The sequence below is a fragment of the Nitratireductor sp. J20-h4 genome (assembly GCF_056780505.1).
This window is the reverse complement of the sequence record NZ_JBQUVI010000001.1, coordinates 99,876-116,062: the sequence shown is the minus strand read 5'-3', so window position 1 is coordinate 116,062 and position 16,187 is coordinate 99,876. Positions and strand designations below refer to the sequence as shown.

Sequence of the window (16,187 nt, the reverse complement as noted above, 5' to 3'; positions counted from 1 at the left end):
GTCTTGCCGGAGCCTCCAATCGTTTCCAAACAGGCCGGGATGGCGGGCCTTTTCATATTCGAAGTGGAACTGGACTTACAGCTTTTCGATCAGTTCGGGTACAGCGGAAAAGAGGTCTGCGGCGAGGCCGAAGTCGGCGACCTGGAAGATCGGCGCTTCTTCATCCTTGTTGATCGCCACGATAATCTTGCTGTCTTTCATTCCCGCGAGATGCTGGATGGCGCCGGAAATGCCCACTGCGACATAGAGGTCAGGAGCCACCACCTTGCCGGTCTGTCCGACCTGCCAGTCATTCGGTGCAAAGCCCGAATCCACTGCAGCACGCGACGCGCCGACGGCGGCGCCCAGTTTGTCGGCCAGCCTCTCGATCAACGCAAAATCGTCTTTGGAGCCGACACCGCGACCGCCGGAAACGACCACGCCGGCCGAGGTGAGTTCAGGGCGGTCGCTCTCGGCAACCTTGTCTTCAACCCATTCAGATAGCTCTGGGTTGTGCGCGGCACCGATTGTTTCAATGCTCGCCGAGCCGCCATCGCCGGCAGCGTCGAATGTCGATGTCCGGAAGGTCACAACCTTGGTTACATCCTTTGACCTCACGGTCTGTACTGCGTTGCCTGCGTAGATGGGGCGCTCGAATGTATCGGCGTCAACGACCCCGGAGACATCTGAGATAACCATGACATCAAGCAATGCAGCCACACGGGGCATGATGTTTTTGGCATCGGTCGTGGCCGGTGCGCAAATATGGGAAAAGTCACCGGCTAATGAAGTGATCAGAGCGGCTGTCGGTTCGGCTAGGCGGTGCCCGAGCGAGGCATCTTCGGCCACAAGCACCTTGGCGACATCGTTGATCCTGGCCGCGGCTTCACCCGCCGCAGCTGCCGAAGCGCCGGCGCAAAGCACCGTGACATCGCCAAGCGCCTTGGCAGCGGTAACCGCCTTTGCCGTAGCGTCGAAGGCGAGTTCGCCATTGTTCACTTCTGCCAGTAGTAGGACTGCCATCAGATTGCTCCTGCCTCTTTGAGTTTCGAAACGAGCATGTCGACCGAGTCGACCATTTCGCCCCCCTTGCGTGCCTTTGGCTCGGCTATCGAAACGACCTCGAGGCGCGGACTTACATCGACGCCATAGTCTTCCGGGGTCTTTTCATCCAAATGCTTCTTCTTCGCCTTCATGATGTTGGGCAGTGAGGCATAGCGCGGCTCGTTCAGGCGCAGATCGACAGTCACGACGGCCGGCATCTTCACTTTGATCGCCTGCAGACCGCCATCGACCTCGCGGGTGACCACCGCATGATTGCCGTCTATCTCGACCTTCGAGGCAAAAGTCGCCTGGCTCCAGCCCAGCAATGCAGAAAGCATCTGGCCAGTCGCATTCATGTCATTGTCGATCGCCTGTTTGCCGGCCAGCACGATTCCCGGCTTTTCTTCGTCGATAATGCTCTTGAGGATCTTGGCAACGGCCAGAGGTTCGATATCCGTATGAACGTCTTTGGCGGCAACCACCAAAATCGCCCGGTCGGCACCCATGGCCAAGGCGGTACGCAACGTTTCCTGCGCCTGCTTGACACCAACGGAAACGACAACAATCTCTTCCGCCTTTCCCGCCTCTTTCAACCGGATCGCCTCTTCCACGGCAATCTCATCGAACGGGTTCATTGACATCTTCACATTGGCAAGATCGACATCCGATCCGTCCGCCTTTACGCGGACCTTCACGTTGTAATCGATCACGCGTTTGACGGGCACAAGCACCTTCATAACTGCGGTCTCTCCATAAGTCTCTTGATGTGGCCTCGACCGTGTCAGCGGTCTTTGAACTCTGGTTTTCTTTTCTCCGAGAAAGCCAACATGGCCTCTGGAAAGTCATGCGCGCAAAGCAGAACGCTTTGAGTATCGCGCTCGATGTCCAGCGCTTCGATGTAGCTGCACTCGGCCGAAGCGCGCATGACGCGCTTGGCCGTCTGCACACCGAACATCGGATGCGCCGCAATCTCCCGGGCGATCTCCACGGCGCGGCTTTCGACCTGCCCCGAGGGAACGCATTCCTCGACCACGCGAAGCTCTCTTGCCGCGCGCCCGTCGAGTTCACGCCCCGTCAGCACCAGCATCCGGGCGACGCCCGCGCCAGCCCTTTGCTGCAACAACCAGCTCGACCCGGTATCAGGACAGCCTCCAACACGGGCAAACACCTCGCAGAGGCGCGCATCTTCTGCGGCAACGACAATGTCGGCCGACAGCGCAAGGCTCAATCCGGCCCCATAGGCAACGCCATTCACGGCCGCGATCAGGGGCTTGCGAAAGAGATAGGCGGCGCGCCCGCCATCGTGGACTTTTTCGACCATTTCCGATGTGGCCCTGGCCCCTTTGGCGATTTCCGACTGAAACCCGACCAGATCGCCACCGCTGCTGAAATGATCGCCGCCGGTCATCACCACGGCGCGAACGCCGTCGTCCCGATCAGCCTCGCGCAGGTTCTCGATCAGCGCGTCGACAAAGGCAATGCTGTACGGGTTCCGCTTCCCGGGTTGGAGAAATCGTAGAATGCCGATGGGGCCATCCCTGTCCAGGCGCATCAGCTCGCTCATCGCGGTCTCCTTCAGGTTCCGGTCCACACCGGCTCGCGCTTTTCGGCAAAGGCCTTGGGACCTTCGATGGCGTCATTGCTGGCATAGACCACTTCGTGCAGGCGCTTGCCCTCTTCCAAGCCGCCCGCGCAGCCCAGATCCATTGTGGCGCGTACGCTCGCCTTCGCGGCGATCACCGATAATGGCGCGCCCTTGGCGATCCGCGTTGCCAGATCCCGGGCGCGGGCGCGCACGGCGTCGGGCGTATCTTCGATATAGTTGGTGAATCCGTATTCGTGCAGCCGCTCGATCGGAAACAGGTCGCCGGTCAGGACGATCTCCATCAACACGGGTTGCGGCAGCATCGACAGCGCCGGCGACGCCCAGGGCGAACCGCGGCCGATCTTGACTTCGGTAATGCCGACCTTGGTGCCCTTCAAACCGACACGCAAATCGCAGTTCAGGGTCAGCATCATGCCGCCTGCCATCAGCGATCCGGTCATCGCTGCGATGATCGGTTTCTTGCAGGCACGCATGGTCTCGTGAAAGGGATCGCGCATTTTGGTCAGGATATCCACGCCTTCGTCGCGCGCGATCTGGGTGGCTTCCTTAAGGTCGAGCCCGGCGCTGAACACGCCGCAATCTGCAGAGGTTAGAATCGCCACGCGGATCGCATTGTCGGCCTCGACCCTTTCCCAAGCCTCGGTCAGCCCGTTGGTGGCCGCCACGGAAAGAGCATTCTTGCGCTCTGGACGGTTGATGCAAACCGTCGCAATCCCTTCTTCAACCGTCACTTCGATCGGGTTCATATTCCTGCCTATCTTGATCTGGGAACCGCTTTCGGCCAGCGGACAGCCGGGGGGCTCCCCGCGGCACAAAGGCCGCGGGGAGGATTGGTATTATTCGACCGTGAACTTCGCGGAGCTTTCCTTGATAACCTCCCACACCACATCGGTGTAGTCAGCGCTCCAATCGGTCAGCGGAACCCAGGTCTCGCCGTTCCACTGCTCGACACGGGTTTTGCCACCACCGCCGTGATCGGATGCGGTCACCGTGACCGGAGCCATGAGCCCGTTGCCGTCGAAATCGGAGATCGATTCATAGGCGGTCTTCATGCTCTCCGGCGTCACCGGCCAACCGTTCTGCTTGATGGCCAGACGGACGGCTTCGAAACCGACGGAATAGATCGCCATACCGGTGTTGTAATACACGTCACGGACAAGGGTTTCCGGGCCGCTACCTTCACCCTTCGCATAATACGTTTCGAGCATTGTTTTCACGATCGGTACTTCCTGGCCGCCGGCCACGTTGGTCCCGCGGAGAATGCCCTTGGCGTCGGCCGCACCGATGTTGTTGATGTCGACTTCGTTCAGCCAGTTCACCGACAGATAACGGTCGATCGGGTATCCGTTTCGCCGCATTTCCTTCGCGGCAACCACGTGACCACCGGCGAGCAGCCAGCTGATCACATAGTCGGGCTTGTCGCGGCGAATTTTACTCCAGGCGCCGGACTGATCCGAACCGGGCAGCGGAACCGGATAGAGTTCGAGTTCGAATCCTTCCTTTTCGGCCAGTGTCTTGAGAATCTCGATGGGTTCCTGGCCGAAGGGATAATCGAGGTAAATGAACCCGATCTTGGCCTTGCTCAGATCGCCGTTCATCTGGCCCTTGATGAAGGCGACATCGTTTGCCGCCTGCTGCCAATAGGTCGGACCGACAGGAAATATCCACTTGAACACCTCGCCGTCGACGGCATCACCGCGACCGACGAAGGACTGCATCAGGATGTTCCCATCCTTCATCACCCGCGGCAATACGGCATTCGTCACCGGAGTCGACAGCATGTTGAAGATGGAAACACCTTCACGCCTGAGCTGTTCATAACACTCCACGCCCCGCTGGGGTTCATTACCGTGATCGCGAATGACAACCTCAACAGGATGCCCTTCCACACCGCCATTTGAATTGACGTACTTCGCCAAGTCCTGCGCCGCCTGTGCGACCTGCGGAGAGATAAAGGTATAGGACTTGCTGAGATCGAAGCATAGGCCGAAACGCACCGGCTCTTTGTCTTGTGCGGACGCCTCGGTAGCCCCTAACGCCAACATCGTGGCGAAGGCGGCCGTAGTAACAGTAGACAGAAGTTTCATTTCATTTCTCCCTGGTTGTGGTTTTGTCCGGTCGCCCTGCATCTCCTCCTTCGGACGCCGAACAGGCTGAATTGATGCTGCATCATTTGCCGAACTTCGATGAGCTTTCCTTTACTACCGCCCAAACTTGATCCGAATATTCGGAAAGCCAGTCAGTCTGTGGGACCCAGGCTGTGCCGTCCCACATTTCGATCCTTGTTGCTCCGCCGCCTCCGTGGTCTTGCGCGGTAACGGTGATCGGAGCCATCAATCCGTTCGCATCAAAGCCTCGTAGCGACTCTAATCCGGCACGGTAGGAATCGGGCGTTATGGGAAGCCCTTGCAGCTCAACTGCCTTGCGCGCGGCCTCGAACATGATCGAATACATCGCGAGGCCTGTATTATAGAAAACGTCTTGGGTCTTTTCGATCGGACCGTTCCCGTTGCCCTTATCATAGAGCTCGGCCATGATTTCCTTGTAGAGCGGTATGTCCTGGCCGCCGACCACGTTCGTCCCGCGCTTGATGCCGATGGCGTTCTTTGCGCCGATGTTGGCGATATCTACTTCGTTCAGCCAGTTGACCGAGATATATTTGTCCATCGGGATACCGTTCCGCTTCATTTCCTTTGAAGCGACGACATGTGCACCGCCAAGCATCCAGACGACAATCTGATCGGGCTTGTCGCGGCGTATCTTGGACCAGACACCTGACTGGTCATTGCCGGGAAGCGGCACCGGGTAGAGCAGAAGCTCGAAACCTTCCTTTTCGGAAAGCGTCTTCAGAATCTCGATCGGCTCCTGGCCGAAAGGATAGTCAAAATAAACGAAGCCAACCTTGACATTCGATAAGTCGCCGTCATGCAGCTGTTTAATATATGCAATGTCATTTGCCGCTTGGCCCCAATAAGTAGGCCCGATCGGATAGACCCAATCGAAGACAGTCCCATCAACCGCGTCGCCCCGCCCAACAAGGGACTGCATGAGGACGCGTCCGTCCTCCATTGCCCGCGGCAGAACCGCAAGCGATACGGGTGTCGACAATGTATCGAATACAAACACTCCTTCGCGGCTCAACTGTTCGTAGCATTCCACGCCTCGTTGCGGTTCATTGCCGTGATCGCGCACGATCACTTCAACCGGCTCGCCTCCGATCCCGCCTTTGCGGTTCACAAGCGCTGCCAGATCTTTCGCGGCTTGAGCAACCTGCGGCGTTGCGAAGGTATAGGCCTTGCTCAGATCGTAGCAGACACCGACCCTGAATGGTTCGGCCAATGCAGCTGCAGGTATGGACATTGCCATCCCGAAGACGATGGTAGAAATAAATGCGGCACTGCTGAGTAGTTTCATGTTTACCTCCCGTAGAAACGACCGGGGCGCCCGGTCAACTCAACCACCGTTTACGCCGACTGTAATGTTTCACGTTGTGGAAATTGCTTCCCTCTTTGCCACCGAGGTAGAAGTCCTGAATGTCGGAGTTCGACTTGAGCGCCTCCGCCGTGTCATGCATGACAACTCGGCCGTTCTCGATCAGGTATCCGTCGGACACGATCTCCAGCGCCGCGAGTGCGTTTTGCTCCACAAGAAGAACTGACAAGCCCTCTTCCCGATTGATTTTCTTGATCATGTCGAAGATCTCAGCCACCAGGAACGGGGCAAGTCCAAGGCTCGGCTCGTCAAGCATCAACAGGTCCGGTTGCGTCACCAGAGCCCGGCCAATGGCGAGCATCTGCTGTTCGCCACCAGACAGATATCCCGCAAAGGAGTTGCGCCGCTCGGCCAGTCGAGGAAAATAATTGTAGATCCTGTCTTTCTCCGCATTCAACGCAGCCCTGCTCATGCCGAGTGGCGCCGCGGCGATCAGGTTTTCATCGGGTGTGAGATGTTCGAAAACGCGACGGCCTTCAATGACATGGCAAATGCCCATCTCCACTCGTTTTTGCGCGAGAGCCTCGGTGATAACGGTTCCGCCAAAACGGATCTCACCGCGGCTGATATGACCACGCTCGGCTTTCAACAGGCCGCTGATTGCCTTGAGTGTCGTGCTTTTGCCCGCCCCGTTTGACCCCAGAAGAGCAACCATCTTGCCCTTGGGAACCTCGATCGAGACGCCTTTGATTGCCAATAGAACGTTATCGTACAGCACTTCGACACTGTTCATCGACAAAATGGGCTCGGCGACAGTCTGGTCTTCCATCGACATGAATTCTATTTCCTAAGCTGATCAAACGGCCAAACCATTAGGTAATCCCGGATGTTGCCGTAGAGTTTTCCAAGACCAAGAGGTTCGATTAGAAGTATGATGACAATCAGCGCGCCGTAGACAGCGTTGGGGATATGCGCGAGTGTTTCGACGTTGAGTTGCATCCCCAACTGCTCAGAGGCGGCGACCACCACCCCGTTGACCAGTCCTGGAACCAAGAGAATCAGCGCGACACCAAAATAGGATCCAATGATGCTCCCCAAACCGCCAACGATAACCATCGCCAGAGCCTGGATTGAAACCGCCACCGAGAACTGCTCCGGTGCAGCCAGGAAGAAGAAGGTCGCAACGAGCAAGGCGCCACTAACGCCGCCGATAAAGGACGACATCGCAAACGCCACGATTTTGTAGTAAAAGCTGTACACGCCCAGAATGGCAGCTGCATAATCCTTTTCGCGAACCGCAACCAAGGCGCGTCCAAGGCCGGTGCGCTTGAGGTTCAGCATGAAGATGGTGACCAACAGACACCATGCGAGCGCCACATAGTACAGACCTGTATCCGACGTGATTTCCTGGCCAAGCAATTTCAGCGTTGGCGCCTGCAGTGAGGCATGCGAACCGCCCGAAATCGCCGGGGAGTGCGTCAGCACCCAGTCCATGATGAACTGCATGGCCAATGTCGTCAGTGCAAGATAGAGGCCCTTGGCCCGCAATGCCGCGAACGCGAACAAGCTGCCAATTACCGAAGCGGAAAGCCCGCCGATGATCAGCGCGAATTCCCACGGCACCCCAAAGCGGGCTGCGTGGATCGCCGAATATGCGCCCACCGCCATGACCGCCGCGTAACCCAAATGCAGCTGTCCCGCCCAGCCGGTCACAAGGTTCAACCCAAGCGCCGCCGAAGTCCAGATAAGCCAAGGCAACATGTAGCTGTTAACGTATAGCGCCGGAGCGATAAACGGCGCGGCCACGCCAAGTATAAGGAAGGTCAGAGCCAGGTTCCGGTCAGCGGGAACCTTGTAAATACGGCTGTCCGAGATGTAATTGGTGTGATACACACCAGAAAGGCGGTAGAACATTCAATTACACCCTTTCTATGTCGTGGCGTCCGAACAAGCCGTGCGGACGGATCATGATTGTGAGAATGAGAACCGCGGCTACAATCAGTTCACGACTTCCGCCACCCACAAGCGGATCTAAGAAGTCTGCTCCGACGTTTTCGACAACGCCAAGAATGATACCCGCGACTACGGCGCCCAGGATGCTGTCGAGCCCGCCCAGCACAGCCACCGTCAGGCCTTTCAGCAGCAGCAGCGAAAGAGCTTGGTCCACACCCTGTATCTCGCCCCAAATCACCCCGGCGGAAACCGCGACAACAGATGCCAAGCCCCAGGAAAGCCCCACCCCTCGCTCAACCGAAATTCCGACTGACCATGACGCCATGTAATCGTCGGCTATCGCGCGAAGCTTGACGCCCAGGCGGGTGCGGAAGAAGAGCAGGAAGGCGGCGAGCAAGATCACCGCGACGACCGATCCGACGAGATGAATCCTGCTGATCAGGATATCCCCGAGAAACAGCGGTTCATAACTGATGCCCAGTTCCATCGATCTCGACGTCCCGCCCCAGACCGCAAGTGTTGTCCCGCGCAGGAAGATGTCGAGGCCCAGCGTAAGCATCAGGATCATCACGACAGGGCGCCCAGCAAGGCGCCGTAGCGCAACACGTTCAATTCCAAAGCCAAGTCCGAACATGATGGCGATCGCGAGCGGAATCGCCAGCCACAGCGGCATGCCGACGTCACGCGCCAAAGCCAGAACGACATAGGCACCAACCATGGTCAGCCCGCCTTGGGCAAGGTTTGGCACCGAGGAAGCCTTGTAGATCAGTACAAGACCGATCGCGAAAAGCGAGTAGAGCAAACCTGTGAGGGCCCCGTTGATCGCGAGTTCAGCTAGGAAAACCGGATCCATCTATACCTCCCTGATGGGGAGGGTCCGCTCGACCTTCCCGATTTCGCCGGACTCATAAGTCACCTGGGCACTCACTCGAACTTCGCTGCGGCCATCGTAAAGCGCCCCGATCACGACGTCGTATCGAGCCTCGACCACGCTCCGGCGCAACTTGCGTGTCCGGGTTATCTCGCCGTCGTCTGGATCGAACTCCTTGGGTAGACTTACGAAGCGCTTGATTTGCAGTGGCTCGGTTATCACGGCGTTCACTCGCCGAAAGGCTTCGTGAAGAAGCGTGGCAACCTCGTCGCGCTGGGAAAGATCCGCATACGAGACATAAGGCACACCATTGACCTCGGCCCAGTGCCCGACAGCATCGAAATCGATGCAAACCATCGCGGTCAATTCCTCCCGCCCGGCGCCAATCACAGCGGCATCCTTTATGTAAGGGCTGAATTTCAGACGGTTTTCGATGTAGTTGGGCACGTAACGCTCGCCCCCTGCAGTATACATAACCTCCGAAACGCGGCCCAAGACCACAAGATGCCCGTCTTCTTCGAGATACCCGGCGTCGCCCGTGTGCAGCCACCCGCGCTTCAGAGCCTCGGCCGAGGCCTCGGGGTTGTTGTAATAGCCCTCGAACACGCTTTCGGACCGCAAGAGGATCTCGCCGTCATCGGCGATTGCAACCTCTACACCCGGAGCTGGCTTGCCCACGGAGTGAAGGCGCACTTCACTCGGTGACTGGATCGTATTGATCGCGCTGTTTTCGGTCTGGCCGTAAAGCTGGCGCAACTTGATGCCGATTGCGCGGTAGAAGACAAACGTATCCTCACCAATGGCTTCGCCACCGGTAAATGCGTTTTTCAGTCGATTCATGCCGAACTGGTCTTTGATCGGACCGAATATGAGTGCCTCGCCCAACAGCCGGTTCAGGGGTTCCAGCACACCGCCACCTTTGCCGGCGAGCTTGCGCGACTCCGCAGCCACCGCCCTGTTCATGAAGAATTGGTACAGCCACTTCTTCAATGGTGTCGAATTTTCAATACCGACTTGTATCGTGGTAAGGATGTTGTCCCAGCTCCTGGGCGCGGCCAGGTAGAATGTGGGGGCAACTTCGCGCATGTCTCGAATAACGGTCTCCTGCCGCTCTGGTACACTGACGGTGAAACGAAGAAGCAACGCTGCCGCGACAGTTATGGCGTAGTCGCCGACCCATGCCATCGGCAAATAGGCCAGAACCTCTTCGCCGACCTCGAACGCACCGGCGGCGAAACCATTGCGTGCTGCGGCGATAACGTTCTTCTGACTGAGAACCACGCCTTTGGGCTTACCCGTGGTACCTGACGAATGCAGGAACACCGCCGGGTCTTCCGGCTTGGTCCGGTGAATGAGTTCACCGCGCCGCTTCGGGTCTTCGTTGAGATGATGCCTGCCGACATCGGTCAGGTGTTCCCATGACATCAGCCCGTCGGCTTCATAGAAGCCGAGCCCACGTTCTTCGACATATACAATATGTAGAATTCCCTTCGCTTCAGCATCGCGCAGCTCCAGGATTTTATCCACCTGTTCCTGATCTTCGGCAAAGGCGGCGACGATCTCGACCTCGCCTACAAAATGCCGGAGCTCGTCAAGCGTTACGCCGGGATAAGCGGGCATCGCGTAGGCACCGACCAACGCGAGTGCGAGCATTCCTGCGTACAAGCGCGCTCTGTTGTCACCCAAAATCAGGACTGCCTGACCGGGTTTTATGCCGATTTTTTCGAGGCCAGCCGAACACGCGAGCACTTCCTCAGTGTATTCAGCCCAACTGGTCTCTTTCCAGATACCAAGCTCCTTCTCTCGAATAGCGATATCCGATCCGTACTTGTCCGCGTTTCGCGCGAGCAGGGTTCCGATGGTTTCGGCCTCGATCGGCCGATCAAGAACAGAATCAGCCATGCGCACCACCCCCGATGTACGCTTCGATAACCCGCGGATCCTTGACGACATCCTTCGGAATGCCCCCGGCGATCATCTCGCCGTAATTGAGCGCGAGCATCCTGTCGCAAATGCCGACAATCACATCCATGTGGTGCTCAATCAGAAGAACGCTGATTCCCCGTTCGGCACGCGCATCCAGAATGAAGCGAGCCATATACCCTTTCTCCTCCTGATTCATGCCGGCCATTGGCTCATCAAGAATCAACATTCTCGGCTCCGACACCAAAGCTCGGGCGAGCTCGACCCGTTTCTTCAATCCGATGGGAAGGCCATCGACCAATTCGTTGCGAACGCTCTCGAGCTGAAGGAACTCGATCACTTCCTCGACAATCATTCGGTTCGCGATTTCCTCGCGCCGCGCCACCCACCAATAGAGCATCGTGGGAAGAACACCTGGGTGCATATGTATGTGTCTTCCCAAAAGAATGTTGTCGAGCACACTCATTCCGTTGAAGAGGGCGAGATTCTGAAACGTCCGTGCAACACCAAGTCTGGCCACCTTGTGTGGCGCCACGCCGGTGATGTCCTTTCCCGCCATGCGAACAATACCCTTGTTCGGCGGATAAAATCCCGAGATCGCATTTGTCAGCGTGGTCTTGCCGCTTCCATTCGGGCCAACAAGACCAAAAATCTCGCCATGGTTGATGGCGAGGTCCACACCGGTTACGGCGACGACACCTCCGAACCTGCGCTCGATCCCGACGCATTCCAGAATCGCTTCGTCGTGGGATTGGTTTTTTTCAGGTCGCATGTACTTCATCTGCTTTGCGCTACCGGCATGTTCGAGATATCCAAAGAAATTTAAGCGATGCGGAAATAGTCTGGGCGCCCCGTCGGCCACGGATCACCCCACAACTGCTGACCACCATCGACATTCAGGACCTCTCCGGTAATGAATTTGGCGGACGGTGCAGCCAAGTAGACAACCGCTTCGGCAACGTCCCATTCGTCGCCGGCATGTCTCATCGGATTTGATTCTTCGAAGGTCGCAGCGCCTTCAGCGGTGTAATTGTGGAAACCATTGCTTTCACAACAGCCGGGAGCGACGCAGTTCACTCTGATGTTGTTGGGCGCCCATTCCACGGCGATCGATTTGGAAAGATAGATGACGCCCGCTCGCGCAGCGCAGCTGTGAGCGATCCCCGGCATGCCTCGCCAGACATCGGCGACGATGCTGATGATTGAACCCGGCCGCTTCGCCTCAATCCATCTCCGCGCCGTAGCCTGCATCATCCACCAGGTCCCGTTGAGGTTGGTGTCGATGACGGCGTTCCAACCCTTCACCGAATATTCGATGGCAGGCTGCGGGAACTGGCCGCCGGCATTGTTGACAAGGATATCGATGCCGCCCAGCTCACTCTCGGCCGCTTCTACAAACGACGTTACCTGCTCCGGATCGCGGATGGACATGGGCTGTGACAGGACTTTACCACCAAAGCCGCGCAGGCATTCTGCAGCCACAGCCAACTTCTCTTCGTTTCGGCCATTGATAGCTATGTTGGCGCCAAGCCGCGCAAACAGGACCGCAATTGCCAAGCCAAGCCCGCCGCCGGCGCCCGTGATCATGACGCCTTTGCCGGCGAAGAGATCACTCGCATACACAGTTGGTCGTTGTTTCAGGTCGTCCATCGACGACCCGAACACAGCCTTCGCCGTCATGTCTCCTCCCGTACCCATTAAGGGTCATTTTCAGAATTAATCTAACGCACGTTAGAATCGTGGTCAAGCCTGCGTCGTGCTACGCACAGAGATCAGGCTCGAAACTAATAGGACTTTGGAAGTCCGAGCGCTTTTTCCGCAATGAAAGACATCAGCATGTGAGGCGTGACAGGCACGATGTGGAACAACAGCGCTTCGCGCACGAGACGTTCAACATGGTATTCCTTGGCGTACCCAAACCCGCCAAAGGTCAATTGGGCGACTTGTGTCGCCTCGACGGCTGCCTCCGCGGCGAGGAGCTTTGCCGCATTGGCTTCCACACCGCAGGACAGTTGTGAGTCGTACAGCTCAGCAGCATGCATGACCATGAGGTTGGCTGCCTCGACTTTCGCCCAAGCCTTGGCCAGCGGATGCTGGACGCCCTGATTTTGACCAATGGGACGACCAAATACGGAGCGCTCCTTGGCATAGCCCGCTGCACGGGTGATTGCGTTGCGCGCGATGCCGATACATTCGCCGGCCACCAGGATGCGTTCGGGATTCAGGCCATGAAGTATCTGACGAAAACCCTGCCCTTCTTCGCCAATCAGGTGATTGGCCGGGATCGGCAGCCCGTCGATGAACACTTCATTGGAATCAACCGCCTTGCGACCCATCTTTTCGATCTCTCGTACATCAACAAATCTCCGGTCGAGATCGGTATAGAACAGACTCAGTCCCTCGGTTGGCTTCTCAACATCCTCGAGCCGCGTTGTCCGCGCCAGAAGTAACATTTTGTCGGCAACCTGTGCGGTCGAGATCCATACCTTTTGACCATGCACCACATAGTGATCCCCCTTTTTCACCGCCATGGTCCTGAGCTTGGTGGTGTCGAGGCCCGTAGTCGGTTCGGTTACCGCAAAACACGCCTTCTCCCGCCCTTCGATCAGGGGCTTCAGCATCCGTGCTTTCTGCTCAGCCGTTCCGAATTTCACGACCGGATTGAGCCCGAAAATGTTCATGTGGATGGCGGAAGCGGCGCTGGCGCCGCCGCCCGATTCTGCGATCGCCTGCATCATGACCGTTGCTTCTGTGATCCCCAATCCCGCGCCGCCGACCGCCTCGGGCATCGCGATCCCCAGCCAACCACCTTGCGCCATGGCCAGGTGCAAATCGTGCGGAAAGCCTCCCTTGCTGTCCCGTTCAAGCCAGTACTCGTCGTCGAAACGCGCGCAAATCCGCAGAATACTTTCGCGGATTTCGCTCTGTTGCTCAGACATCCTGAATGTCATGTCCGTTCCTCCTCAAGGGCGGTCTCAATACATCCTGTCCTCGCCAGATCTGCGATTTGTACGTCATCATAACCAAGCGCCTCCAGCACGGCGGCGGTATCCGCCCCTCTCGGGCGGCCGAGCCAGCGCAAGACACCTGGTGTAATGCTGAAATGCGGGACCGGACCGACAACATGTGTCGGGTCGCCTTCTACCGAGGCTATATCGCCCCGATGGCAAATCTGCGGATGGTCGATTATCTGCTCGACCGATAAAACGGGAGCTGCCACCGCATCGTGACGTTCGAACTCCACTTGAACCTCTGAGAAATCACGTGCCGTGATGTAGGCGTTCAGCGTGTCAAACACCTCCGTCATGTGTTGTGACATGCTGTGCAGGCTCGCAAATCTCGGATCGTCGGCCAAGGAATCGCCGCCAACCGCGCGCAGGAGACGCCGCGCTGTTTCGGCACTGCCGGCCGAAACAGTGACCCATATTCCGTCGCGTGTGCGGAACATTCCGCCCGGCGCAAAATCCATTGGCTGTCGTAATCCATTGCGGATCGGCGCGATGCCGGCGCCCGTCGCCGCCGGGACATGATAATCGATCAGTCGCAAGAGCGCCTCGAAAACGGCCAGATCCACGACCTGCCCGCGCACCACACCGCGTTCCCGCGCATATAGCGCGATCATCAGCCCAAGCGCCCCCATCAACCCTGTCGTGCTGTCAGCGGCGGGAAACCCCGGGTGCATCGGCGAACCATCGGCAAATCCGGTCAGATGCGCCAGGCCGCTCATCGCCTCCGCCGCGCGCCCGAATGCAGGCGTATCGCGCATCGGGCCATCCTGGCCGTATCCCGACACTCTAAGGATCACAAGATCGGGATTCCAACCGTGCAGCACCTCGGGCCCGATCCCGGCGCGCTCCAAAACGCCAGGCCGGAAGTTTTCGACCAGGACATCCGAGCGTTCCACAAGCTTGCGGAGTACCTTCAGCCCCTCTTCGTTTTTCCAGTCGAGACCAAGGATTTGCTTGTTGCGCGCGAGTGTCTTCCACCACACCCCCACGCCATCGATCGCCGTGGGGCCCAGGTCACGCATCATGTCCGGACGTCCCGGCGTCTCCACCTTGACGACCTTCGCTCCAAAGTCGGAAAGCAGAGAAGCGGCAAGCGGTCCGGCGATAACATGCCCGAGTTCAACGATGCGGAGGTTCTCCAGTGGCCCAACCATTATTCCGACCTTTCGCTCGAGGCAGCTTCCAATCACCTTATTCTAACATCTGTTAGAATCTCAAGTCATCATCCAGCCGAACGCGAAAAATTCGTGACACAATTGCCCGCTGCGCCTCAAATAGCCTGCCAGTCGCCCTGCCGCGCGGTTCCGGTGGGCATTCAGATCAAGGTAGCCACCACGCAAGACTCAGACTGCCGCTGTGATCTTCCGTTGGATGCAATGGCACGACCTCTTGGCTTCGTTTCGGCAGAGCGACGTTTCCGCTTCGAGGATATTTACGGGCGTATGAGGACGCGCGGCTCGATGGAAATGTCGTGTCGGCAAGGTTAAAAAGCTCGTCCGACGATCTGTTGGGTGACAACTCCGCTCAAAGACGATTCTCCAATCCATTCAGATCATCAATAAGTCGGATCGGCCGCGGTTACAGTTCCAAGAAAAGGCGCTGCGGCGGTGTGAACCAGAGTCGGGGCACGCCGACCCTTCGTTACACGGCCGCTGCAGCTACCGATATGAACAGACGCCTCATCTCATCTTGGTTATCGCGCGTAGGCGAGTTTGGCAATCAGACAGCAACTGACCTTTGTGCAACTCGCCAATCAGATAACTACCTGATCCTCCGCATCACATGAGAATCGCGGAATATCATGAACAGGACGCAGGCAATCGCGGCTTTTGTGACATCCCCGGATACGAACGGATACAGGCCGGCGGCGAGCAGCTTTTCATCATAACCGAGGAAGCTCCCCAGCCAGGCAAGTCCCGGCATGTAAATGGCAATCGAACCCGAAAGGACAGCCAGAAAGGCGCCGGACACAGGTCGAGTCCCGCTCAATCTCTGCGCAACGAAGCCGGATACAACTGCGCAAAGCAAGAACCCAATCAGATAGCCGCCAGTTGGCCCAAGAAGATAGGCTGGACCGGCGACGGCAGGCGGCGTGCCCGCGAACACCGGAAGCCCCATCAGACCCTCAAAGAGATAAACCGCCACGGTCGCGCCGGCGCGAACCGGTCCGAGGAACAGTCCCAGACAGAGGACCACGAGAGTTTGGGTTGTCATAGGCACCGGGTAAAACGGCACCACGACTTTGGCGGAGATTGCAAGAAGAAGTGTACCTAGAATGATAACGCCGACATCGCGAGCGAGGCTCATTACAGACCGCTGGTTTCCTGCTTCAATAAGCATGCCGTTCTTCCTTTCAATAGTTTCCCATAAC

At 57.7% G+C, this 16,187-nt stretch carries 15 protein-coding genes; all 15 read right to left on the bottom strand.

The annotated features are described in order from the left end of the window. Positions 1-75: 75 nt before the first annotated feature. Positions 76-1,002: an FAD-binding protein gene (locus tag ACT2B0_RS22040; protein WP_348195828.1), complete on the bottom strand. Its 927-nt coding sequence runs from the start codon at positions 1,000-1,002 to the stop codon at positions 76-78. After that, positions 1,002-1,760 (bottom strand): electron transfer flavoprotein subunit beta/FixA family protein, encoded by a 759-nt coding sequence (locus ACT2B0_RS22035; protein WP_348195829.1) that lies wholly within the window; start codon positions 1,758-1,760, stop codon positions 1,002-1,004. Before ACT2B0_RS22035 ends, ACT2B0_RS22040 begins: the two co-directional genes overlap by 1 nt. Before the next feature lie 44 nt (positions 1,761-1,804). Further along, on the bottom strand, positions 1,805-2,587 hold the full coding sequence (locus ACT2B0_RS22030) for an enoyl-CoA hydratase/isomerase family protein (protein WP_473466523.1): 783 nt from the start codon (positions 2,585-2,587) through the stop codon (positions 1,805-1,807). 11 nt (positions 2,588-2,598) lie between these two features. Beyond that, positions 2,599-3,375, bottom strand: coding sequence for an enoyl-CoA hydratase/isomerase family protein (locus tag ACT2B0_RS22025; RefSeq protein WP_446236241.1), 777 nt, complete (start codon positions 3,373-3,375; stop codon positions 2,599-2,601). 90 nt (positions 3,376-3,465) lie between these two features. Next, the gene (locus ACT2B0_RS22020; RefSeq protein WP_473466520.1) at positions 3,466-4,716 is read right to left on the bottom strand and encodes an ABC transporter substrate-binding protein; all 1,251 of its coding nucleotides are present in this window, start codon (positions 4,714-4,716) and stop codon (positions 3,466-3,468) included. Between the two features lie 82 nt (positions 4,717-4,798). Next, positions 4,799-6,043 (bottom strand): ABC transporter substrate-binding protein, encoded by a 1,245-nt coding sequence (locus ACT2B0_RS22015; RefSeq protein WP_348195833.1) that lies wholly within the window; start codon positions 6,041-6,043, stop codon positions 4,799-4,801. Between the two features lie 34 nt (positions 6,044-6,077). Further along, positions 6,078-6,896 carry an ABC transporter ATP-binding protein gene (locus ACT2B0_RS22010; RefSeq protein WP_348195834.1) on the bottom strand — a complete coding sequence of 273 codons (819 nt, stop codon included), beginning with the start codon at positions 6,894-6,896 and terminating at the stop codon, positions 6,078-6,080. 5 nt (positions 6,897-6,901) lie between these two features. Beyond that, a complete protein-coding gene (locus tag ACT2B0_RS22005) occupies positions 6,902-7,975 on the bottom strand; it encodes a branched-chain amino acid ABC transporter permease (protein WP_473466517.1) in 1,074 nt (357 codons plus the stop codon). A gap of 4 nt (positions 7,976-7,979) precedes the next feature. Beyond that, the gene (locus tag ACT2B0_RS22000; protein ID WP_348195836.1) at positions 7,980-8,867 is read right to left on the bottom strand and encodes a branched-chain amino acid ABC transporter permease; all 888 of its coding nucleotides are present in this window, start codon (positions 8,865-8,867) and stop codon (positions 7,980-7,982) included. Beyond that, entirely contained in the window at positions 8,868-10,787 is a 1,920-nt protein-coding gene (locus tag ACT2B0_RS21995) for an AMP-dependent synthetase/ligase (protein WP_473466514.1), read from the bottom strand. Then, entirely contained in the window at positions 10,780-11,589 is an 810-nt protein-coding gene (locus ACT2B0_RS21990; protein ID WP_348294291.1) for an ABC transporter ATP-binding protein, read from the bottom strand. Before ACT2B0_RS21990 ends, ACT2B0_RS21995 begins: the two co-directional genes overlap by 8 nt. Positions 11,590-11,630: 41 nt before the next feature. Further along, positions 11,631-12,488, bottom strand: a complete 858-nt coding sequence (locus tag ACT2B0_RS21985; protein WP_473466512.1) for an SDR family oxidoreductase — start codon at positions 12,486-12,488, stop codon at positions 11,631-11,633. A gap of 104 nt (positions 12,489-12,592) precedes the next feature. Beyond that, positions 12,593-13,759 (bottom strand): acyl-CoA dehydrogenase family protein, encoded by a 1,167-nt coding sequence (locus ACT2B0_RS21980; RefSeq protein ID WP_473466510.1) that lies wholly within the window; start codon positions 13,757-13,759, stop codon positions 12,593-12,595. After that, positions 13,756-14,970: a CaiB/BaiF CoA transferase family protein gene (locus ACT2B0_RS21975; protein WP_473466507.1), complete on the bottom strand. Its 1,215-nt coding sequence runs from the start codon at positions 14,968-14,970 to the stop codon at positions 13,756-13,758. The genes ACT2B0_RS21980 and ACT2B0_RS21975 overlap by 4 nt, the downstream gene beginning before the upstream one ends. A gap of 607 nt (positions 14,971-15,577) precedes the next feature. Further along, positions 15,578-16,156 carry a biotin transporter BioY gene (locus ACT2B0_RS21970; RefSeq protein WP_348195842.1) on the bottom strand — a complete coding sequence of 193 codons (579 nt, stop codon included), beginning with the start codon at positions 16,154-16,156 and terminating at the stop codon, positions 15,578-15,580. Positions 16,157-16,187: the final 31 nt, after the last annotated feature.